Below are 21,107 nucleotides of genomic sequence, written 5' to 3'. Positions count from 1 at the left end.
AGAGGTATCAAATTGATTAATAACGTTGTATTAGTTGGTCGTATGACCAGAGACGCAGAACTTAAATACACTGGAAATAACATTGCAGTAGCTACGTTTAGCCTAGCTGTTAACCGCAATTTCAAAGACGCCAACGGTGAACGTGAAACAGACTTTATTAACTGTGTTATCTGGCGTCAGCAAGCCGAGAATTTGGCTAATTGGGCTAAAAAAGGCGCATTGATTGGAATCACTGGACGCATTCAGACCCGTAGCTACGAGAATCAGCAAGGTCAACGAGTGTATGTAACTGAGGTAGTCGCTGAGAACTTCCAAATGTTGGAGAGCCGTGCAGCGCGTGAAGGTAGCAACGCCAGCCAAGGCAATACATCGGGAGCATTTGGCAATGACAACGGCTATGCAGGACCTTACGGGCAACAAGCACCGCAACAGCAAGGACCAAACTTTGCAAGAGATAACAGCCCATACGGGAACAGTAACCCAATGGATATCACGGATGATATGCTACCATTCTGAGGTGAAGCATGAGACTAGAATTTCTATTACCAAGGTCAAAAGCTAAGCCTGCTCAAAATCTAGTTATCAACAGTAACGACAGATTCCACTATCAAGCAGAGGGGCGAATGGTCAAACGGCTACGATTAATAGCAAGAGCAGAAGCTGGACTAAACATTACACCAATGTATAGCCCAGCTAAGCCTTGCACGGTAGCTGTAACAGTCTATGCACCAACTAGACGAAGACTAGACCCACCAAACCTATATCCTACGGTTAAAGCCCTCATAGACGGCTTAACGGACGCTAATTTGTGGCCAGACGACAATCACGAAGTTATTAAAATGATGTCGTTTCGGTATGGCGGGCTAAGTGGTGAGTCTGGGAAATTTAAATTCGTTTTGGAAGTAGAGGAAGTAGAGCAATGACAGAAATTAGGTTGCAAAATCCATACATGGATGAAACTATCAAGGTTAAAGAGGGTTATAAACTCATTCGTGACATGCTGGAATGGCTTGGACGAGGAAATATAGATTATCTTCAATTGCAGCAGATTGAGCCAGAAGAGAGGATGATTACTATTAGTCCTAAGAATTTTGCCAAAATCGATTATTACGAAGTAGAGGAAGCAGAATCATGAAATAAAAAGTAATCGTGTACTACGACAATATGCAAGACAGTGAGCATATTTTTAGCAACAAGAACGACGCTATCAACGAGCTACATCGTTTGAGAGGTGTTAAATATCGTAATTCTAGGATGTATACAGTGGAGTTGGAAGAGGTGGAAGCATGAACAAATTAAGTAAAATGGCAATTATTGCTGTAAGTGGTTTATTATTTTTAACTGGTTGCTCAGAGGCAAATAGAGTATCTGAAAATTTATCTACGGAGTCGGATAACTTTAATGTTGTTCGAAAAGTAACGGTGATTGATGCTATTACAAATGACGTAATGTTCCAAATGAGCGGTAGGATGTCCATCAAGGCTGATACTCATGATAAACAACTTGAAATTGTTGTAGAAAATGGCAAGAACAAATATCAAAAGCATATTATCGGTTTGTCAGATAATGTCTCTTATGTAGTAGAAGATGTTGAAGTACCGAATGTTTCAAAATACAAATATGAGATCAATTACAACCCTAAAATGTGGGTGCCTGCAAAACTAAAAAATGTTGATTAAGGGAGTTAGTCGAATGCGGTGGATAGTAAGAGCAGCACGCACAATGGATGATGTCGAGGAGTGCCATTTCACAGATAAGAACAAGGCACTGAAACACGTTGAAGCGTTGAAAAAGTTAAGCGTGGCAGTAGATGCTACTGTCTGGATGGAGGAAATCGATGATTAGAACGAAGTATTTACGTGAGAATACTAGCACTTTTAACCACCTAGAAATTGATGAATTAATCAATAATTTTCTTGCAGAAAACCCAAATATAGAAATTATTGATATTAAATATCAATCTAATGTGGCGTTAGCAATCTATGAGTATGACTTTCGCAGAACGTATGATACATCAGCACTGATTATTTACAAGGAGAGTACGAAATGACTAGACAAGAAGCAATAGAAAAATTATCGACAATCGGGCATATCTCTGTATCGTACGCAGAAGACCTATACGATTCATTCTTCCCTAAACCAATCGTTCCGCAATGTGTGGCGGATTGGATTGATGTGTGTAAAGAAAATTTGGCAATAGGATTATATACTGCTATGAATCCAGATTTTTTGAAACAGTGGAATAAAAGTGATGAACTTATTTGCTGGATTAAAAAGGCAAGAAACCAAGATATCTTCGCCCTCGCTTGGACTTTAGGCTACGAGGTCGAGAAAGAACCTAAATACGAGGTTAGAATCAAGGGGATTGACTATAAATATTGTGTATTAAAAAATGGCGATTATTGGTATTTTGGTGAAGATTGGGTGGATAAGAAGATTAAAACGCAATCGTTTACACGCAAAGAACTAGAAGATGCTGATTTTGGGTGGGTATTCAACTGCCCAGGCGTTGAAGTGAAAGAGGTAACGGATGAATAATCTTAAACAGTTACGGAAAGATAAAGGCTTAACTCAACAAGAGTTAGCCCAAGAAATGGAAACAACAAAATTAACCATCCTTAATTGGGAACATGGCACCCATGAAATCAAAGGAAGTAACGCTAAAAAGTTAGCTGACTACTTCGATGTATCAATCCCTTACTTACTTGGTTACGGTACTGATAACACATTCTCAGATTTAATTAATAAAATCAACCACTGGGCAGACGAACGCAATTTAAAACAGGCTGACCCAAAGATTCAGTGGATGCGTATCACTGAGGAAGTCGGAGAAATTCGAGATGTACTCTTGAAACCGACGAAATTCACGGAACCACAAGCAGCGTTGAAAGATGCTATCGGTGATACGTTGGTAACGATTATCGTTCTAGCACACCAGTTAGACCTCGATGTAACTGAATGTCTTGGTATTGCGTATGAGGAGATTAAAAACAGGAAAGGGAAGATGATTAATGGCACTTTCGTCAAAGAAGAAGACCTCTAAGATGATTGTCTGGGCATTATTCGATAGTGGAAACGGATCCTACACCAAAGGCGTAAAGAAACTGGACAAAGATATTGAAATCTATCCAATAGGCATTGATATTGAAAATAAAAATCATCATTTTATCAATCTGAATTTAGCTGATTATAGCCGTTTGTTTGGAGATAACACCCTATTTGACACATTGGACAAATTGCCTAAACCTGATCTGATTATCGCTAGCCCACCGTGTGAAAGTTGGTCTAATGCTAGCGCTATGGATAGAGGAAATGCTTGTTGGAAACAAGAGCAAGGCGACTCTTTATTTCAACCACAAGAACCCTTGTCGATATTTACCGTTCGTGATCATAAGGATTATAACAGATATCAATATTATCCAAATAAACAACTTATGAAACGAATCAATGGTGAATTGTGTGTGTTCAATACAGTCGAAATCATCAAACGATACAAGCCCAAATATTGGATCATAGAGAACCCAGCTCATGGCAGAATTTGGCAATACATCGAGAGAGTGCTGGGTTTCGAAATCCCGTTTGAAAATCATACAAGATACAACAATTATGACGACTATCCGATTTCTAAACCAACTCGATTTTCTGGAAATATTGAACTGAATCTTAAAAATGAAAAGAAGTCAAATGACATCAAATTTCAAGATTGGACGAAATCCTATAATGAGAGGTCAAACATTCCTCTGAGTTTGGTTTGCGAGATTTTAAAAAAGGTATATAAGGGGTTTATGAGTGAAACATAAAGATTTAACAATAGCTACAATCATACTACTAGTATCACTAGCTATCAACATGCTGTCTGTCTACTATGTTCTGACAGTTCCACGCAGGGTAGAGACAGTAACTATCCATAAAGTGGATAACGTGGGCGCAGAGATGCACGGCAAGGTTACTGGAAAAGAGAAAATTAATGATCTCTACACTATTGATTGTGGTGCTTACGGGAAATTCCTTGTCAGCAAGGAACAGTATGACAGCGTTAACGTCGGGGATGATATTCCAAGTTACTTGAAAGGGAGAGGGAGCTAATGAACAAACGACAACGAAAAAAATTGGTAATGAGAAATGTCTCAAAACTTTATGATATGGCTTTCGAGCGAAATCACTTTAGGAGAGACGTAGCTATTGTTTGTGGTAGAGGCCCAAGAAATACAAGAGCGCTTACGACAATGGTGGTTAAGAGAACTGTGTGCGAATTCGCCCCATTTGAAGCTGTTGGAATAACATTAGAGGGATATATCGCAGACCGCAAAGTGATACAGGAGCGGAGCTCATGAGCAAAACATACCAATATTCCGGACTGACCGAGGAATTATATCAACGGTTAGTCAGCGAGCATGCATCACTGAAAAAAGCACACAAAAAAGGCTCTTATAAGCAGTTCTTCCAAGAGGTCAAGCAGTGCAGTGAAGTGCAAGCTCGTATCATTTATCAAGCGTTTAACAGTGCAGTCGTGGAACGTGCGAGGATATCGCCAGCGACAGTCGAGAGACTAGAAGGTATTATTTCCGATGAACTGTTCAACGACCTTCAAGACTATCTGTCTACCAATTACACAAGGGGTAAAACCACGCGCCCAGTGTTGGATAAAACCAACGCAGGACTGCCAGAGGGGCTGTTTAAACGGTTTCGTAAGGAAGTGGAAGAACTACGCAAGGAGCATCCTAACAACCTAAATAACTATATTAGAGAGGTTAAAGGGTGCGACCAGAAAAATGCTAACAGAACCCAAAACGCCTTCAATATGTGCTATGCGGAAAGAGCTGCCCTAACTCCGTTGAAGGCAATCCAAATGGAAGGGCTACTTTCAAGAGGGCTATTCAGCGAGATTATTGATTTTGTTTTCAATAACTATGAATGGGCCGAGAGATTGGATGATGAGGTTGATCGCATCATTCTTAAATATAGAACCAAGGGCAAGATAGGTCGCAATAAAGCAACGGTCAGAAAAGCCTTATATACAGCCTATGCACTAGGCGTGTAGCTAGAACGGTTTACGAGGGTTCGACTCCCTTGCTAGCTATTGTCTGTCAATCTTTATTCTTGTATAAAAAAAGACCCAGACTAATGCCCAGGACTTCTACGAATTTATTAATATCATTATACCATAAAGGAATCGTATTTATGAGAACAGTTGAACGGCTGCAAAAGATTAAGGCATTAGACAGGTACATTGACAGTCAGATAGAACAGATTAAACGTCTGGAATCACAAGCCCTTAAAGTTACGGCTGGTGCTATGCAAACAGATATGGTGCAAGGTGGCAAACGCAAGGGCAAGGATGATATCTATGTGGAACTCACGACGGCTAGGGAGGAAGTCGAGCGCTTCACGGCTGAAGCTATCAAGCAGAAGCTAGAGTTTCGTAGACAGATAGCAAGCGTGGGGGATATAGATGCCAGGTCCCTACTGCAAATGGTTTATATAGACCAGCTGGATATCTGGCAGATATGTGACCGTATGGGCTTTAGTAAAGCTACATACTACGTTAAGTTAAGACAAGCTGAGAAGTATTTGGACTAATCTACATCGGTCTATACCAATCTATAGTACATCATACTATCAACGTGGTAATATAGTATTATCGAATCAAGAGGACACAGTGGTGTTCTCTTTTAGTTTATCTGAGAGGAGGTATATCTATGCCGATGGTCAGACGATGCAGGGCAGAGGGATGCCGTGCTCTAACAGAGAGACCATTACATTACTGTAGTACACATAGCAGTATGGAAGCAGCATACACAGAGGAGAGACAGAGATACTCACGCACTAGATACAACACACGAGTGAGGAATCGAGACGATGAGAGTAAGGAACGCTACGCATTCTATCGCTCAAAGACTTGGTCATCTATTCGTAAGATTGCACTAGAACGTGACAACTATCTATGTCAGTACTGTCTTGCCTTGGGTGTGACCACACCAGACGCACGTATAGGCGACCACATTACACCCGTTGAAATAGCTCCAGAACTTCGGACTGAAATTTCAAACGTGGTAGCAACGTGTAGAAGCTGCGACAACACCAAACGTACCTTGGAACAAGAAATCTATGGTACTGGTCAAAACAGAACGAAACAGAACACCGAGCTACGACTTCCCGTGGCATCGTGGGCCGATTTAATAGCCCGCAAAAAAGAGGACGTCGTTAAACCCCTCTAATAAGCCCATAGCACGATTTTAGAATAAGGGGTGGTGTAATAAACCCTCGACCCAATTTAAAATTGACCCCCGCCCCCTTCTCGTGCCAAGGAGAGCCGCCACAAGGTGTTTTCTTACACCGCACGCCAGTTTTGAGGGTTTTTAAGCGGTGTCATGGGGGACGGATTAGGAGGTGAAAGTTGCTTGGTTAAAAATCCTTATTATCGGCAGAACAAAGGGCGTTTACCCAGCGACCCGCCAAACCACTTGGGGACGGTGGCAAGGGAAGTTTGGCGCAAAATCGTTCCGTTTTTAGAAAGTACAAACAAGGTTCAACGCATTGATACGTTCTTAGTTGAAACCTACTGTACGAATTATGAAATTTACAAAATTGCGTACGAGGATATTAAACAAAATGGGATTCAACAGGAAATGAAGAAGCCAATTCAAGCTCAAGGGTCTGGTGAGATTCTTGGTGAGCAGTCACTTGGTTTTAAAAAGAACCCAGCAGTCGCTACCATGAAGGACGCCGTTGACACCTTAAATAAAATAGGTGTACAGCTTGGCTTGACACCAAAAGGACGTCAAGAGTTGATGGAAATTGCGAGTGAAGATACAAATAAGGCCTCAACAACGGAAATGTTGAAGGAATTCCTAGGAAAATAAAAAGATGTCTATTATAAAGACATCTTTTTTAAATATTCTTTTATAGCTGTTTGAACTATTCTAGCTTGAGGAATCATTGATTTATTTGATATATTTTTTAATTCAACAAGTAGTTCTTCATCTAATGTAAAAGTCATTCTTTTTTTTGCCATATTATCTCCTTTTTTAATATTATACATTACAAGTATTGCATTGTAAAACAAAAAATGTATAATAATATTGTAAAGTTAAGTAAATACAATACATTAAGGATAAAGTATGATTAAAAAAACGAATGAACAATTTTTAAGTGAAATAAAAACAATAAATAACGGAAGATATGAAATCTTAGAAGAGTATAAAGGTGCTAGAGAAAAAATAAAAATAAGATGTAAAAGTTGCAATAATGTTTGGTTCAATAGCCCAACTCATCTCCTATCTGGTCAAGGTTGTCCATATTGCGCTGGAAAACATAAAACATCAGAATCATTTAATAATGAATTAAAACAAAAATACGGTAGTAAATATGAATTGCTTTCTGAATATATAGACTCGAAATCAAAAGTCTTAATTTTAAATAACGAGTGTAGACATAAATATGAAATATCTCCTGACAATTTATTGCGAGGTAAAGGTTGTCCAAAGTGCAGATATAAAAGTTTATCGAATGCTAGGAAAAATAATACAGAAGACATCAACTTAATGATAAAGAAAACTATTGGAGAACAATATGAGTACATTGATGGTTATAAAAATAGTAAATCCAAAATAAGAATCAAGCATAATAAATGTAATAAAGTATTTGAGGTATCATTTAATTCATTATATAAAGGAAGGTGTTACTGTAGCTGTGAAAAAAGAGAAAAAATATTAAAAAAATTAGATGATGAATCACACAGCAGAAGCGATAATAGAATAACTTGTAAAAATGATTTTATTAAATATATAGATGAACACGCCAAAGGGGAGTACATTGTAGTTGGTGATTTTACAAAATCTATTAATAAAATAAAAATGATACATAAAAAATGCGGTAAAGAAACAATGATATCACCTCATAGTTTTAAAAACGGCGTTAGATGTTTAAACTGTAATGAATACAAAGGAGAGAAAAAAGTAAAAGATTTTTTGGACCGTAATGATATTGAATTTATCGAACAGTTTAGATTTGATGATTGTAGATATAAAAAACCCTTGCCTTTTGACTTTTACTTACCGAAATTAAATGTATTAATAGAATTTGATGGAGAACAACATATAAGACCTGTTGAAATATGGGGCGGAGAAAAAGCATTTGTATTGCAGAAAAAGAGGGATTTAATTAAGAACGAATATTGTATCAATAAAAAAATAAAACTAATTAGAATTAAATATTATGAAAATATAGAAAAAAAGCTAGAACAATTATTGTAATTGTTCTTTTTTTATTGAAGGGAGGTGATTAATAGTAAATGAAAACAAATTTAACAAAAACTCATGATATAGATGCAGCATATAAAGAATTTGATTTCACCGACATTGCCAAAAAATATCAAGACGATGGAACAAAATATTGTTTTGATGCTTTGGAAGGTCGAATAGTAACTGGATACATGATTAAATTGGCGTGTTTCAGACATTTACGAGACCTGCAAAGACAAGGCAACGACGACTTTCCGTATACCTATGAAACGACTGAAGCGGACAAATTATTGCGTTTTGCTAGAATATGCCCGAACGTTGATACTGGTGAGCCTACACAACTGATGCCGTGGCAAAAATTTATTTTATGTATGCTTTTCGGGTGGAGAAATGCTAACGGTGGTAAACGTTTCAGCCGTGCCATCGTTTCGGTTGGTCGTGGTCAAGGTAAAACATATTTGATGGCTATTCTTACGGCATATTCGTACTTTATCGAAAGTTTCGGATTATCAAACCAAGATTATCTTGTAACCTCTATCAACTTCAAGCAAACAAACAAGTTGCTTGGTTATATCAAATCTATGATGAAGCAGATAATCCAAAACGAGCCCTTTAAGAGCTTGGCAAACGAAACTGAGTTAGGTTTGCATAGTGACCAAGTTATTATGAAAGCTAACAACAACGTTTTAAGGGCTATTTCTGCTGAGAGTGGGCAATATGATAGTTTTCATTTTACTTGAATGAACAACAGCTATTTTTGATGAGATTGGAGAAATTGAAACAAGGGATGCAGTTTCTAAGATTGTTTCTGGGCAAGTAAAAGTCCCGAATAGACAATTTGTCCAAATCTCCACTGCTTACCCAAATCCGTCTGTTCCTTTTAGGGAAGACCAAAGAATTATGCAGCAAGCTATGGAAGATGATGACAATAGGGATGCTGATACATACCTTTGTTTAGTGTGGTCTCAAGATAGTTTGGACGAGGTCTTCCAACCTGAAACGTGGGGGAAAAGCAACCCACTTTTAGATTTGGAACAAGAGCGTGACAACCTTATGAAAGGGTTGATGGATAAAAGGGATAGCGACCTATTGAGTGGTAACTTAGCTGATTTCCAAGTAAAAAACATGAATTGTTGGTTACTAGCTGACAGCAATAGTTTCCTTGATCTAACCGATATTGAAAATGCAGTCGTTGATGAATTTGACATCAAAGGCAAGCGTGTCTATGTCGGACTGGATGCGTCCATGTTCAGCGATAATACGGCGATTGGGTTCGTTTATCCCTACGTCGCTGAAGACGGTATTCAGAAATGGCATATCGAACAGCACAGTTTTATTCCTTGGCAACAAGCTGGCTCTTTAGAAGCCAAAATGGAACAAGATGGTGTCAACTATCGAGACTTGGAAGCTAAGGAATACTGTACGATTACAAGCCACCCACAAGGGCTTATTAATCCAGAGGAAGTTTACCGTTGGTTTTGTGAATATGTAGAAGATAATCAGCTTGATGTAGTTTTCTTTGGCTATGATGCCATGATGGTGTCTAAGATTATCAAAGCATTGGAATCTAACACTAGCTTTCCACTCATGCCGATTAGACAGCGTACAAGTGAATTAAAAGACCCAACAAAATTCCTTCAAACGCTCTTTATCGAAGGTAATATCACCCGTTTGGATGATGAAATCATGCGTAAAGCCTTGATAAATGCGGTAATTAAAGAGGATAACATCGGTATCCAGGTAAACAAGATGAAATCGACCTATAAAATCGACGTGGTGGACGCTCTTATCGATGCGTTTTATGATGGGATGTATGCGTTTGAAGATTACGCTATTACCAATAATCCAACGTGGAAGGTCGAACACATGAGCCAAGAGGCCGTCCTAAACTGGTTGAAAAACCCAGATAGTGGGCTACTAGAGGAGTATTAATACATGATTTTGAAGTTTTTTAAAGCGATTTGGGCCATTTTTGACATTTTGATGTTTATTTTAGCTGCGATTTCGCTTAATTTAACCACTTATAACCTCGGTTACGTGTGGTTTGGTGTCAGTATGACCGTCACATTCGTATTAGCAGGTTTAATTAGTGAGCTAGCCGCTAATAAAGGCTAGAAAGGAGGTGATAATAATTGCCGATATTTAATTTAGCAACCGAAAGCCCACCGAGCAATCAAGGGGGCTTTTTTGATATCACTGATCCAGAGTTTTTAGCTACTTTAAACGGTAGTGAGTGGGTTTCAGCCGAAACTGCTCTTAAAAACTCGGACCTATTCTCTATTATCAGTCAGCTATCTAACGACCTTGCGACTGCTAAGCTAACAACTAGCCGAAAACAGTTACAAGGCATCGTAGACAACCCGTCAAATAACGCTAACCGCTTTAACTTCTACCAGTCTATTTTTGCTCAAATGCTATTGGGTGGTGAAGCCTTTGCGTACCGTTGGCGCAATGACAATGGGCGTGATATGAAGTGGGAGTATTTAAGACCGTCTCAAGTCACTTTCAACCGATTGGATAATCAGAATGGTCTTTACTATAACATCACATTCGATGACCCACGCATACCGCCAAAACAGCACGTTCCACAAAGCGACATCTTACATTTTAGATTGCTATCCGTAGATGGTGGTTTGACAAGCGTAAGTCCGTTGATGGCTCTTGGTAGAGAACTGGATATTCAAAAGGCTAGTGATAAGCTAACGCTTAATTCCCTTAAGAACGCCCTCAACGCTAATGGTATTTTAAAAATCAAGGGCGGGGGTTTGCTCGATTTCAAAACCAAGGTCTCACGTTCTCGACAAGCAATGAAGCAAATGCAAGGCGGTCCGTTGGTACTGGATGATTTAGAGGACTTCACGCCTCTTGAAATCAAATCCAACGTGGCCCAACTACTTAAGCAAGCGGACTGGACGACCGGACAATTTGCAAAGGTCTACGGTATCCCAGAGAACGTTGTCGGTGGCCAAGGCGACCAACAGTCTTCACTAGAAATGAGCTCAAACGTCTATTCTAAAGCAGTAGCACGATATTTAAGACCATTCCTTAGTGAGTTATCTCAGAAACTTTCATGCGATGTGGACGCAGATATTTTCCCAGCGGTTGATCCGACTGGTGCTAACTATATCAGTCGTATTAATAGCATGGTTAAAAGTGGCACACTCGCACAGAATCAAGGTTTGTATATTTTGCAGCAAGCTGAAATTCTACCCAAAGAGTTGCCAGAGGGTAAGAACCCTAACCGTACCACATTGAAAGGAGGTGAGATAAATGGGCAAGATTGACATTAAAGGCGATATTGTAAGTGATGATGCTGGTGCTTTCTACGAATACTTTGGCATGTCTAGTACCTATCCGAAACTGGTACAAGATGCCATTGCAAACGACGAAGATGAAGAAATCACGCTTAATATAGCGTCTAATGGTGGTGATGTGTTTGCAGCAAGTGAAATCTATACAATGCTTAAAGCTAGTGGCAAACGTATTGTGGTAAATGTGCAAGGGCTTGCGGCTAGTGCTGCGAGTGTCATTTCTATGGCTGGCGATACCGTGCGTATCAGTCCAACGGCACACATCATGATTCACAAGGCATCTACTGGCATCGTTGGTAATAGCGATGACCTAGAGCACCAATCAGCGGTGCTTAATAGCATTGATGAGTCTATCGCTTTGGCATACGAGATGAAAACTGGACTTAAGCAACCAGAGTTACTTGATCTCATGGCTAAAGAGACATGGCTTAATGCTAAAACTGCCGTTGATAAAGGCTTTGCGGATGAGATCATGTTCTTCGATAATGATGAAGAAGAAATCATGGTTACTAATGCCGTACATCAACTACCAAGCAAGTCAGCAATCACTAAATTTAAAAACATGATTGCGACACCTAAGACCAATACTTTGCGTGAGCAGAAATTGGCTATTTTACTTGAAAAATGAAAGGAAGATGAATATTGAAAACATCAAACGAATTGCATGACCTTTGGATCGCTCAAGGCGATAAGGTCGAAAACTTGAACGAAAAACTTAACGTAGCTATGCTTGACGATTCAGTTACCGTTGAAGAATTGCAAGCCATCAAAAACGAACGTGACACTGCGAAAATGAAGCGTGACATGTTCAAAGAACAATATACTGAAGCTCGTGCTAGCGAAGTAGCTAACATGACTGAAGAAGAAAAACAACCTTTGACTAAAAACGAAGAAGAAGTAAAAGACGCTTTTGTTAAAGACTTTAAAAACCTCGTTCGTGGTCGTTACCAAAACTTGCTTGATTCTAAAACAGACGGAACTGGTGCCGATGCTGGATTGACTATCCCACAAGATATCCGTACAGCTATCAATACATTGGTTCGTCAATACGATTCATTGCAAGAGTATGTAAACGTTGAAAACGTAACTACTCTTACTGGTTCTCGTGTTTACGAAAAATGGGCTGAAATCACTGGCCTTTCTAAAATCGATGATGAAGCTGGACAAATTGGTGCTAATGATGACCCTAAATTGTCTCTTATCCGCTACACTATCAAACGCTATGCTGGTATTTCTACAGTAACTAACAGCTTGCTTGCTGATTCTGCTGAAAACATCCTTGCATGGTTGTCTGGTTGGATTGCGAAAAAAGTCGTAGTAACACGAAACAAAGCTATCTTGGATGTGATTGCTACACTTCCAACTAAACCAACATTGGCTAAATGGGATGACATCATTGATCTTGAGGCTAAAGTTGACCCAGCGATTAAGCAAACTTCATTCTTCTTGACTAACACTTCTGGATTCACTGCCCTTAAGAAAGTTAAGAATGCTATGGGTGACTACCTCATGGAGCGTGACGTTAAATCACCTACTGGATACTCAATCGATGGTTTTGCAGTTAAAGAAGTATCTGACCGCTGGCTTGCTAATGCTACTACTGGAGCTATGCCATTGTACTTTGGTGACTTGAAACAAGCGGTAACATTGTTTGACCGCCAACACTTGTCACTACTTTCAACTAACATCGGTGGTGGTGCGTTTGAAACTGATACGACTAAAGTGCGTGTGATTGACCGTTTCGACGTTGTTAAAACCGATGAAGAAGCGTTTGTGCCAGCATCGTTTAAAGCGATTGCTGACCAAAAAGCTAATCTTACTACTGGAGCTTAATTAGGAGGTAAGTAATGAGTGTATCTAAGGAAACTATCATGCAGACCCTCAATCTGGATGAGACAGACGACACTGCACTCATTCCAGCTTACATTGAATCGGCTCAGCAGTACATTATCAATGCAGTCGGTAGTGATCAAAAATTCTACGACCTTGACAGTGTAGAATCTCTATTTGACACGGCTGTAATAGCCCTCGCAAGTTCGTATTTCACCTACAGAGTGGCTTTAACAGACACGGTGACTTATCCTGTCAATCTCACTTTAAATAACATAATCGGGCAATTAAGGGGCTTATACGCAACGTATAGTGAAGAAAGAGGTGACTAATGCCTAAAGTTAGATATTTACCCTCAGACTTTCGTTTCAAGGCTGATTTTGGCACATACCAAAGCACCCCTAACAAGTTTACGGGTGTGAGCGTGCCAAAGTTCGTCAAACAGTTTACGCTGCACTATAAACCCCACACTCGCACGCTCAATCAAGAGTACCTTGCTCAGCAAAATGGCGAAAGCGATACACGAGTGATTGTTATTCGCCACAATGCCAAAGTGATTGAAGGTCAAGTGGCCGTCCTAAATGGCACTCAGTATGATATTGTGCATGTCAGTCCAAACGAAAACTTTGGGCTTAACCGCTACGACTTTCTGACACTTAGAAAACACAAGAAAGTTGGGTGATAGCTTATGGTAGGGCTTGATGAAGCACTAGAGGGCTGGCTTGAAACGGTAGCCAGTATTGGCGATATCACACCAGCGGAACAAGCTAAAATTACTACCGCTGGTGCGAAAGTGTTTCAAAAGGAACTGGAAGAAGTTACTAGGGAGAAACACTACTCAAATAAAAAAGATTTGAAGTATGGACACATGGCTGACGGTTTATCTGTCCAATCAACTAACGCTGACGGCAGAAAGAACGGTGTGGCAACCGTAGGCTGGAAGAATAATTACCACGCACAAAATGCCAGACGATTAAATGACGGCACTAAAAAATACCGTGCTGATCATTTCGTTACCAATGTCCAAAACGATAGCAACGTTCAAAAGAAAGTGCTATTAGCAGAAAAAGAGGAATATGAGAAACTCATTCGAAGAAAAGGAGGGAAGTGATTAAGTGTTAGCAACCGTAAAACTAAAAGAGCTCATTGACAGCAAAGAATTTGGTGAAATAAGCGAAGTATATGCAAACAACTTGCCTAAAGAGCTCGAAGAAAACACCGATAAGACAATCGTTTTGCTCACTGAAAGCAATCCATCACTTGATTTGAGTGGGAATAATACCTTTTTCGGAAAAACGGATAGAGTGGAAGTCCAGATTTTTTACAAGGCTAATATTGATTTTGATATCGAAGCCTTTGAAATGGAATTGCTGAAATTCCTAAAATCTGAACACTACTCAATTACAGATATGAGAGAACATAGCATAGACCCCGATACATTACAGATTACGGCGGTCTTTTTTGTTGCTCTCGATAAATTAATTTAACAAAGGAGAAATTACTATATGGCAATTGTAGGTTTGAAAATGGTTCGACTTGCTTTGGTTGACCCAAAAACCCAAAAACTACTTAAAGGTGCTGACGGCCTTTCAACTGATGGCGTGATTGAAGTTGACTCAGCTATGCTTGGTACTCGTACCGCTAACATCTCAAACTTGGAAGGTCAAGCGACTAAAATTCCCGGGAACAACTCAGTGCAAGATGTTATGATTGCACCGGGTTCACCAACAGTAGCGTTCGACTTCAATAACCTTGACTTTGAAATCAAACAGAAAATGCTTGGTTTTAAACCAGACGGCAAGGGTGGTTACGTTATGGACGGTGAAAAACCACACACGGCGGTTTTGATTGAATCTGAAACACTTGACCGCAAACACTCAGTATTCTTTGGTTTTGCTAACGGTATCATGCAAGAGTCAACTCAAAACGTTGCAACAGACACTGATACTGCCCAAACTCGCCAAGACGATAACATGACATTTAACGCCTTGTCAGCGACTGCGTTCGGCGGCGAGCCTTACAAGAAATACTATTCTGGTGCATCTACGTTTGATAAAACAAATATGTTTAAAGAAGTATTCGGGGGCTATGCCCTTCCTGCTGCATCAAATAGTATTTAATAATTTGCAAGAGGTCAGGCTCATGGCCTGACCTCTATTTTTGTGTTAAAGGAGTAAAGATAAATGGAAATCAGAACTATTCAAATCCCGGAAATCAGTAAGAAAGCCTTCAAAGTCACTACGAGCAATCGCAATGTCTTGCGTATGCATGAGTACCAACTTGCCGTGCTTAAAATCAGCGACACCGTTGAAGAAGGCGATACACAAGAGCAAGCACAAGCTAGCTTTACCATCCTTAAAGAAATGCTTGGTTTCATCCGTGCTGTCCTCGATTTGGATGAAGAAGCCTACGACAAATTGCTCGATTTGGACAATGAACGCACACAAGAAATTGCTGAAAAACTAGTAGGCTATATGTACGGATTGACAGACGAACAACTTGAAAATGCCGCTGGTGAAACTGACCCAAAAGAGTAAAATCTAAAGGCGAACAGATTTTTGATTTAGAAAATCGCATTGAAGATTTAAAAATTATTGCTAAAAAATCAATCCAAGGTTTTGGGTGGACACTAGATCAGTATTACGACACTGACTATTACGAGCTAATGAAAATCTTAAATGCCAAAGAGGAAGAAGATAGAATGGTTGACCCAACATCTTTACTCTAAATATTTAAGGAAAGGAGGAAAAATATTACATGGCAAAAGTACAAGCTACCATGTCCACGGAAATCGCCTTGGATACGCTACAGGCTGCCAATTCGATTAAGCGTTTAACTCAGTTAGTCAATAGCTCAACTAACGCATGGAAGGCACAAGAAAGCCAAATGCGTAGTGCTGGTGACTATTTGGGAGCAGCACAAGCTAAGTATGATGGTTTGGGTAATGCTATCCAAAACCAACAACGTAAGATTGAGAAACTGAAACAAGAACAGTCTCAACTTAAAGGAAGTACCGCCGAAACCGCTGAACAGTACCTTAAGTACCAACAACAGATTGACCAAGCGACTACACGTTTGGCATCGTTGGAAAATCAACAAAGGCAAGCTAAGAATAGCCTAGATTATCAAAAATCTGGTTTGGCAGAACTTCAAAAGGAATACAAAGCCCAAAACGAAGCGTCTGAAACTTATGTCAAGCGTCTGAAAGCAGAAGGCAAAGAGGACGAAGCTAGGCAAGAACAACTTAAGCAATACAAGGGCTCTATTACTAACTTAAACAAGCAGTACGAGACCCAAAAAGAAATGCTTGAGCGTGTCGCTAAACAGTCCGGAAGAACAAGCGATGAATACCGCAAGCAAAAGCAACGCTTGGATGAAACGGCGACAAGTCTAGCACACACTCGCAATGCTGCTGATAAGCTGAACGATGAAATCGAACAAAGTCAACGTTCTAGCTCACTCATCGGACGCTTAAAAGATAGTTTTAAACGTTTAGGTAGTGAAGTTAGTGAGACTGAAACGAAAACCTCACGCTTAAAGGGTATCTTTGGGGCTACGTTTGCAGCTAATTTAATTAGTAACGGTTTCCAAAACGCATTGGGAGCTATTAAGGGCAAGTTTGACGAAATAGCCCAATCAAGTGCCGAATACGTTAAATATCAACAAACCATGAACGCCACTTGGCTAACACTTACCGGTAACGCTGAAGAAGGTAAGAAGATGGTCGACATGACCAACCAAATGGCACAAGCAGCGGCTAACTCAACCGAAATGGTTGACGGTATGAACCAGAAATTCTATGCCGTCACTCACAACACAGAGTTAACCAAACAGCAAACACAAGCCATTTTGACCTTGCAAGATGCGTTTGGTCAAACCGATGCAGCCGTTGAAAACTTTGCTACACAATGGGCGCAAATGATTGCCAATGGTAAGGTCCAAGGGCAAGACATGATGTCAATCATTAATGTCTTCCCAGAAATGAAAAACCAACTTAAAGAAGTAGCTGCACAAGAGCTTGGCATTGCAGACATGACCGCCGATAAATATGCAGAGCTACAAAAAGATGGCAAGATCACCGCAGAAATGGCACAAAAAGCCTTGTTCGAATTGCAAGATAAGTACAAGGACGCGACTGCTAACTTCTCGACTACCATCGGTGGTCTCGAAAGAACAATTCAGTCCCGTATGCCGGCAGTGGTAGCGGCTTTCCGTGACCCAATCGATAAAATGAAAAACCCATTCTTGCAACAGATTGGGAATTGGGTTGCTGACCCTAACACTGAGACTAAGTTTAAAGACTTAGGGGAACACGTTTCCAAAGGTCTAGGCACTATCATGGATGCCTTTTCTAAGGTCTTTAATCTCGGTAGTGGTACCGACAAGCTCAATGGCTTCATGGACGGCCTTAACAAGGCCGTTGATAACGTTAGTAAAACCATCGCTAACAACGCTCCTAAAATTGTAGCTTTCTTTAAAGAGGTTAAAGATAGTTTAGGTTCGGTGTTTAGCATTGGTAAAGACTTTGCTAGCGGTGTTTGGGAAGTTGCCGTCGATATGATTAAAGGTGTCGCTGGTGCTTTTAACCTCATGACTGGCAACGGTAAAAAGGCTAAAGGGCCAGTAACATCACTATCCAAGGCATTGGGTGGTATTGCAAAACATAAGACGGCTATTAAAACGGTCGGTTCTTTGTTTGCCGCTTACTTTGTAGGTTCTAAGGTCGCTCTTGGAATAACGGCAGTAGTCAAAGGGATTCACGCATGGCGAACAGCTACAGTCGGAATGACAGCGGCACAAAAGGCAATGAATCTAGCAATGGCCTCCAACCCGATTGGTTTGATTGTGGTTGCGGTAGCAGCGGCTATCACTGCCTTGGTGTTGCTTTACAAACACAATAAGAAATTCAAAGCTTTTGTTGATGGCATGTTCAGTGCTGCTAAAAAAGCCTTTGACAAGATTTTTAAAGTGACAAAAGAAATCTTTGGTAAGATCATTGATTTCTTTAAAAAGGACTGGAAACAGGTCCTTTTATTTATTGCCAATCCGATTGCTGGAGCTTTTGCTTTAATTTATAAGCATAATAAGAAATTTAAGAAATTCGTTGATGGTATTGTGAAAAGTATCAAAGACGGCTTTTCTAATGCTGGTAAGTGGCTCGGTAAGACATGGGATGGCATGAAGAAAACTTGGACGGGTGCGATGGACTCAATGACCAAGAGCACCAAGAAAGGTTTTGAAAAGACTAAAACATACTTCACTGGTGGCGAAAAAGGTATCAAAGCCTTCACAAACACTGCTAAGAAACTGCTTGTAATCTCTAATCCAGTAGTCGCTGGGTTTGAGTTGATGTACAAGCATAACAAGCCGTTCAAAAAGTTTGTTGATAGCACCGTGGACCATGTCAAAGATATGGCCAAAGGCGTTGCAAAACACATGACTAATCTTAAAAAAGACTGGTCTGATAAGTGGGACAATGTCAAGAAATTCGCATCTAAGACATGGGAGAACATCAAGGGTAATGCCACTGAAGCAATGATTGCTCTTGGTAAGGATATTGACAAAAACCACAAGGGCATCAATAAGAACTGGTTTGACGGTTGGGAAAACTCTAAAAAATTCCTATCTAAAAAATGGGATGAAATCGGAGCGTTAACACAAGAAAAATTCGGTGTTAACATTACCAAACTAATCACGGATGCCTTAACCAACATCGCTAAATTCTTCAAAGATACATGGGATAACGTGAAAAAAGGTTTCGGCGAGATGTGGGACGGTATGAAAAAACTTGCCGGTGACGGTATTAATGCTGTCATTGCCTTGCCAAACGCTGGTATTGACGGTATTAACAAACTGATTTCTGATTTTGGCGGTAGTAAAGAAGCTATCTCTAAAATTCCGAAAGTTAAGTTTGCCGGTGGTACTGGTATGTTTAGCTCATACCGAAACCCAATCACCAAGCCTACGCTTGCCACACTAAACGATGGCTATGACAGTCCAGAAACTAATAACCAAGAAATGGTTATCTTGCCAAATGGTAAGTCATTCTTGCCACAAGGTCGAAACGTTGAATACCTCTTGCCTGCTGGCTCAGAGGTAATCAATGCTAGTGAATTGGCGATGCTTATGGGCGTAGAGCGTGGAGCGTTTGCCAAGGGTACTGGTTTCTGGTCTAAAATCTGGGATACGGCTACTAACGTTGCCGGCTCAGTTTGGGACACAATGAAAAACGGTGTCGATAAATTCATGAAAATGATTGAGTTTGTCACCGATGTCGTTAAAGACCCAGTAGGATCGCTAGCTAAGAAATTCAGCCCTAATGCTGATAAGTTAGCTGGTGTGTTTAACCCCCTCGGTAATGCTTTGTATAAGAAACCAGTCGAAGAAGCTAAGAACTGGTGGAAAGAACTTTGGTCAATGGCTAGTGCCTCAATGGATGAGGGCACGGTGGCTATGGGTGCTAAAGGTGATGACTACCGTTTCAAAGACAAGGCTAAAGACGCTGGTGCTGACCCGTGGGGTTATTTCTACCGTGAGTGTGTATCCTTCGTTGCCAGTCGCTTGGCCAATCTGGGTGTTAAACCTAGCTTGTTTAGTCACCTCGGTAATGGTAATCAATGGATATCTGCCAGCGTACCACATTTAAGCAGACCTAAGCCGGGAACGGTAGCGGTCTACACTGGTGGTCCAGTTTCAAGCAACCACGTTGACTTTGTAACCGCTGTTCATGGGGACACTTATGATGGCGAAGAGTATAACTACGGCGGAAACGGTCAGTATCACCAATACGCTGGCCGTCATATTGCTAACGCTGCTACGTTCCTTGATTTTGGGGTGCGTGACAGTGGTGGCGGAGGTGAAGACAATAGCAAACCGCTTAAAGACCGCAACAGTCCACTTCAAACGTTGATTAAACGTCAAGTCGGTGGCATGTTTGACTGGATTAAGAAAACCCTTGGTCCATTGCTCAGTCCTCCGGGTGGTGGTGAAGATGGCCCTCAAGGGACTGGCGTTTCTCGTTGGCGTGAGTCGGTTGTTCGAGCATTGAAAGCAAACGATATCGAGCCGACTGACTTCCGTGTATCTAAAATTTTGGCAACTATCCAGCGTGAATCTGGTGGTGACCCTAACGTACAAAACAACTGGGATATCAATGCCATCAACGGTACACCATCAATCGGTTTGATGCAAACCATTGGCCCTACATTTAATGCTTATAAACACCCTGGACACAACAACATCCGTAATGGTTATGATAACTTGCTTGCTGCGATCAACTACATCAAGCATCGTTATGGTACATCGGATGCAGCTTTTAACCGTGTCGCAGCCTATGGCTACGCTAACGGCGGTCTAGTTCGCAAGAATGGTGTTTATGAGCTGGCTGAAGGCGATATGCCAGAATACGTTATTCCAACAGATATCGCCAAACGTGGCAGAGCGTGGCAGTTACTTACTGAAGCGGTGGCACGTTTCGCCGGTGATGCCCCACAAGGCAATCACGATAACACTTCAGACCGTGAGCGTGTCTCTATGCTTGAAAACAAATTAGACATCATGATTGACCTACTCGGTCAATTGGTAACTAACGGCTCTAACCCAATCGAAGTTAGAAATATCATCGATGGTAGAAGTGTGTCAAACGGGTTAGCACCGTTCATGACAAAAGCAACAAATGATTACGAACGCAGACAAGCGTTGCTAGGAGGTAGCATTATTTGAT

Annotated in this window: 26 protein-coding genes and 1 pseudogene; 26 read left to right on the top strand and 1 reads right to left on the bottom strand. The window is 40.6% G+C overall.

The window, feature by feature from the left end; all coding sequences use genetic code 11:
* Positions 1-12 precede the first annotated feature (12 nt).
* The 13 genes from ssb to NST80_RS05875 all read left to right on the top strand — a co-directional run bounded on the left by ssb (position 13) and on the right by NST80_RS05875 (position 6,863).
* Positions 13-516, top strand: coding sequence for a single-stranded DNA-binding protein (gene ssb, locus NST80_RS05935; protein WP_342504558.1), 504 nt, complete (start codon positions 13-15; stop codon positions 514-516).
* Between the two features lie 8 nt (positions 517-524).
* Entirely contained in the window at positions 525-923 is a 399-nt protein-coding gene (locus NST80_RS05930) for a hypothetical protein (protein ID WP_342504557.1), read from the top strand.
* Positions 920-1,135, top strand: a complete 216-nt coding sequence (locus tag NST80_RS05925; RefSeq protein ID WP_342504556.1) for a hypothetical protein — start codon at positions 920-922, stop codon at positions 1,133-1,135. The genes NST80_RS05930 and NST80_RS05925 overlap by 4 nt, the downstream gene beginning before the upstream one ends.
* A 151-nt stretch (positions 1,136-1,286) precedes the next feature.
* Positions 1,287-1,679, top strand: a complete 393-nt coding sequence (locus NST80_RS05920) for a hypothetical protein (protein ID WP_342504555.1) — start codon at positions 1,287-1,289, stop codon at positions 1,677-1,679.
* Between the two features lie 158 nt (positions 1,680-1,837).
* Entirely contained in the window at positions 1,838-2,050 is a 213-nt protein-coding gene (locus NST80_RS05915; protein ID WP_342504554.1) for a sporulation protein Cse60, read from the top strand.
* Positions 2,047-2,538 carry a DUF1642 domain-containing protein gene (locus NST80_RS05910; protein ID WP_342504553.1) on the top strand — a complete coding sequence of 164 codons (492 nt, stop codon included), beginning with the start codon at positions 2,047-2,049 and terminating at the stop codon, positions 2,536-2,538. The genes NST80_RS05915 and NST80_RS05910 overlap by 4 nt, the downstream gene beginning before the upstream one ends.
* Positions 2,531-3,043 (top strand): helix-turn-helix domain-containing protein, encoded by a 513-nt coding sequence (locus NST80_RS05905; protein ID WP_342504552.1) that lies wholly within the window; start codon positions 2,531-2,533, stop codon positions 3,041-3,043. The genes NST80_RS05910 and NST80_RS05905 overlap by 8 nt, the downstream gene beginning before the upstream one ends.
* Positions 3,012-3,800 (top strand): DNA methyltransferase, encoded by a 789-nt coding sequence (locus tag NST80_RS05900; protein ID WP_342504551.1) that lies wholly within the window; start codon positions 3,012-3,014, stop codon positions 3,798-3,800. Before NST80_RS05905 ends, NST80_RS05900 begins: the two co-directional genes overlap by 32 nt.
* Positions 3,790-4,086 carry a DUF1372 family protein gene (locus NST80_RS05895; protein WP_342504550.1) on the top strand — a complete coding sequence of 99 codons (297 nt, stop codon included), beginning with the start codon at positions 3,790-3,792 and terminating at the stop codon, positions 4,084-4,086. The genes NST80_RS05900 and NST80_RS05895 overlap by 11 nt, the downstream gene beginning before the upstream one ends.
* Positions 4,087-4,330: 244 nt before the next feature.
* Entirely contained in the window at positions 4,331-5,041 is a 711-nt protein-coding gene (locus NST80_RS05890) for a DUF1340 domain-containing protein (protein ID WP_342504549.1), read from the top strand.
* Positions 5,042-5,181: 140 nt separating this feature from the next.
* Positions 5,182-5,580: a DUF1492 domain-containing protein gene (locus NST80_RS05885; RefSeq protein WP_342504548.1), complete on the top strand. Its 399-nt coding sequence runs from the start codon at positions 5,182-5,184 to the stop codon at positions 5,578-5,580.
* 119 nt (positions 5,581-5,699) lie between these two features.
* Positions 5,700-6,218 carry an HNH endonuclease gene (locus NST80_RS05880; protein ID WP_342504547.1) on the top strand — a complete coding sequence of 173 codons (519 nt, stop codon included), beginning with the start codon at positions 5,700-5,702 and terminating at the stop codon, positions 6,216-6,218.
* A 183-nt stretch (positions 6,219-6,401) separates the two neighbouring features.
* Positions 6,402-6,863: a phage terminase small subunit P27 family gene (locus NST80_RS05875; RefSeq protein ID WP_342504546.1), complete on the top strand. Its 462-nt coding sequence runs from the start codon at positions 6,402-6,404 to the stop codon at positions 6,861-6,863.
* Positions 6,864-6,874: 11 nt separating this feature from the next.
* Here the strand turns inward: NST80_RS05875 and NST80_RS05870 are convergent, their stop codons facing one another.
* Positions 6,875-7,015 (bottom strand): ribbon-helix-helix domain-containing protein, encoded by a 141-nt coding sequence (locus NST80_RS05870; protein WP_233047134.1) that lies wholly within the window; start codon positions 7,013-7,015, stop codon positions 6,875-6,877.
* A gap of 106 nt (positions 7,016-7,121) precedes the next feature.
* On the opposite strand from NST80_RS05870, the gene NST80_RS05865 reads away from it, so the two are divergent.
* The 13 genes and pseudogenes from NST80_RS05865 to NST80_RS05805 all read left to right on the top strand — a co-directional run bounded on the left by NST80_RS05865 (position 7,122) and on the right by NST80_RS05805 (position 21,106).
* Positions 7,122-8,255: a hypothetical protein gene (locus NST80_RS05865; protein ID WP_342504545.1), complete on the top strand. Its 1,134-nt coding sequence runs from the start codon at positions 7,122-7,124 to the stop codon at positions 8,253-8,255.
* A gap of 38 nt (positions 8,256-8,293) precedes the next feature.
* Positions 8,294-10,175 (top strand): annotated as a pseudogene (locus NST80_RS05860) (terminase TerL endonuclease subunit).
* Between the two features lie 3 nt (positions 10,176-10,178).
* On the top strand, positions 10,179-10,358 hold the full coding sequence (locus NST80_RS05855; protein WP_342504544.1) for a DUF1056 family protein: 180 nt from the start codon (positions 10,179-10,181) through the stop codon (positions 10,356-10,358).
* A gap of 17 nt (positions 10,359-10,375) precedes the next feature.
* A complete protein-coding gene (locus NST80_RS05850) occupies positions 10,376-11,527 on the top strand; it encodes a phage portal protein (RefSeq protein WP_342504543.1) in 1,152 nt (383 codons plus the stop codon).
* Positions 11,514-12,182 carry a head maturation protease, ClpP-related gene (locus tag NST80_RS05845; protein WP_342504542.1) on the top strand — a complete coding sequence of 223 codons (669 nt, stop codon included), beginning with the start codon at positions 11,514-11,516 and terminating at the stop codon, positions 12,180-12,182. The genes NST80_RS05850 and NST80_RS05845 overlap by 14 nt, the downstream gene beginning before the upstream one ends.
* A gap of 14 nt (positions 12,183-12,196) precedes the next feature.
* Positions 12,197-13,387 carry a phage major capsid protein gene (locus tag NST80_RS05840; protein ID WP_342504541.1) on the top strand — a complete coding sequence of 397 codons (1,191 nt, stop codon included), beginning with the start codon at positions 12,197-12,199 and terminating at the stop codon, positions 13,385-13,387.
* A 14-nt stretch (positions 13,388-13,401) separates the two neighbouring features.
* Positions 13,402-13,716 (top strand): head-tail connector protein, encoded by a 315-nt coding sequence (locus NST80_RS05835; protein ID WP_342504540.1) that lies wholly within the window; start codon positions 13,402-13,404, stop codon positions 13,714-13,716.
* Positions 13,716-14,066, top strand: a complete 351-nt coding sequence (locus tag NST80_RS05830) for a phage head closure protein (protein ID WP_342504539.1) — start codon at positions 13,716-13,718, stop codon at positions 14,064-14,066. The genes NST80_RS05835 and NST80_RS05830 overlap by 1 nt, the downstream gene beginning before the upstream one ends.
* A 6-nt stretch (positions 14,067-14,072) precedes the next feature.
* A complete protein-coding gene (locus NST80_RS05825) occupies positions 14,073-14,495 on the top strand; it encodes an HK97 gp10 family phage protein (protein ID WP_342504538.1) in 423 nt (140 codons plus the stop codon).
* 4 nt (positions 14,496-14,499) lie between these two features.
* Positions 14,500-14,871, top strand: a complete 372-nt coding sequence (locus NST80_RS05820) for a DUF806 family protein (protein ID WP_342504537.1) — start codon at positions 14,500-14,502, stop codon at positions 14,869-14,871.
* Positions 14,872-14,889: 18 nt separating this feature from the next.
* Entirely contained in the window at positions 14,890-15,504 is a 615-nt protein-coding gene (locus NST80_RS05815; RefSeq protein WP_342504536.1) for a phage tail protein, read from the top strand.
* Between the two features lie 63 nt (positions 15,505-15,567).
* The gene (locus NST80_RS05810) at positions 15,568-15,921 is read left to right on the top strand and encodes a phage tail tube assembly chaperone (RefSeq protein WP_342504535.1); all 354 of its coding nucleotides are present in this window, start codon (positions 15,568-15,570) and stop codon (positions 15,919-15,921) included.
* A 220-nt stretch (positions 15,922-16,141) separates the two neighbouring features.
* Positions 16,142-21,106 (top strand): tape measure protein, encoded by a 4,965-nt coding sequence (locus tag NST80_RS05805; RefSeq protein ID WP_342504534.1) that lies wholly within the window; start codon positions 16,142-16,144, stop codon positions 21,104-21,106.
* Position 21,107: the final 1 nt, after the last annotated feature.

Origin of the sequence: Streptococcus sp. FSL K6-1323 (genome assembly GCF_038630745.1) — a bacterium.
GTDB lineage: Bacteria > Bacillota > Bacilli > Lactobacillales > Streptococcaceae > Streptococcus > Streptococcus salivarius_D.
This window is presented reverse-complemented; position numbering and strand designations above follow the sequence as displayed.

Bases quoted from the DNA above. Each gene is read 5' to 3' on its own strand.
- NST80_RS05930 (WP_342504557.1), top strand. From the start codon at position 525: ATGAGACTAGAATTTCTATTACCAAGGTCAAAAGCTAAGCCTGCTCAA.
- NST80_RS05925 (WP_342504556.1), top strand. From the start codon at position 920: ATGACAGAAATTAGGTTGCAAAATCCATACATGGATGAAACTATCAAG.
- NST80_RS05920 (WP_342504555.1), top strand. From the start codon at position 1,287: ATGAACAAATTAAGTAAAATGGCAATTATTGCTGTAAGTGGTTTATTA.
- NST80_RS05915 (WP_342504554.1), top strand. From the start codon at position 1,838: ATGATTAGAACGAAGTATTTACGTGAGAATACTAGCACTTTTAACCAC.
- NST80_RS05910 (WP_342504553.1), top strand. From the start codon at position 2,047: ATGACTAGACAAGAAGCAATAGAAAAATTATCGACAATCGGGCATATC.
- NST80_RS05905 (WP_342504552.1), top strand. From the start codon at position 2,531: ATGAATAATCTTAAACAGTTACGGAAAGATAAAGGCTTAACTCAACAA.
- NST80_RS05900 (WP_342504551.1), top strand. From the start codon at position 3,012: ATGGCACTTTCGTCAAAGAAGAAGACCTCTAAGATGATTGTCTGGGCA.
- NST80_RS05890 (WP_342504549.1), top strand. From the start codon at position 4,331: ATGAGCAAAACATACCAATATTCCGGACTGACCGAGGAATTATATCAA.
- NST80_RS05885 (WP_342504548.1), top strand. From the start codon at position 5,182: ATGAGAACAGTTGAACGGCTGCAAAAGATTAAGGCATTAGACAGGTAC.
- NST80_RS05880 (WP_342504547.1), top strand. From the start codon at position 5,700: ATGCCGATGGTCAGACGATGCAGGGCAGAGGGATGCCGTGCTCTAACA.
- NST80_RS05870 (WP_233047134.1), bottom strand. From the start codon at position 7,015: ATGGCAAAAAAAAGAATGACTTTTACATTAGATGAAGAACTACTTGTT.
- NST80_RS05865 (WP_342504545.1), top strand. From the start codon at position 7,122: ATGATTAAAAAAACGAATGAACAATTTTTAAGTGAAATAAAAACAATA.
- NST80_RS05855 (WP_342504544.1), top strand. From the start codon at position 10,179: ATGATTTTGAAGTTTTTTAAAGCGATTTGGGCCATTTTTGACATTTTG.
- NST80_RS05845 (WP_342504542.1), top strand. From the start codon at position 11,514: ATGGGCAAGATTGACATTAAAGGCGATATTGTAAGTGATGATGCTGGT.
- NST80_RS05835 (WP_342504540.1), top strand. From the start codon at position 13,402: ATGAGTGTATCTAAGGAAACTATCATGCAGACCCTCAATCTGGATGAG.
- NST80_RS05830 (WP_342504539.1), top strand. From the start codon at position 13,716: ATGCCTAAAGTTAGATATTTACCCTCAGACTTTCGTTTCAAGGCTGAT.
- NST80_RS05825 (WP_342504538.1), top strand. From the start codon at position 14,073: ATGGTAGGGCTTGATGAAGCACTAGAGGGCTGGCTTGAAACGGTAGCC.
- NST80_RS05815 (WP_342504536.1), top strand. From the start codon at position 14,890: ATGGCAATTGTAGGTTTGAAAATGGTTCGACTTGCTTTGGTTGACCCA.
- NST80_RS05810 (WP_342504535.1), top strand. From the start codon at position 15,568: ATGGAAATCAGAACTATTCAAATCCCGGAAATCAGTAAGAAAGCCTTC.
- NST80_RS05805 (WP_342504534.1), top strand. From the start codon at position 16,142: ATGGCAAAAGTACAAGCTACCATGTCCACGGAAATCGCCTTGGATACG.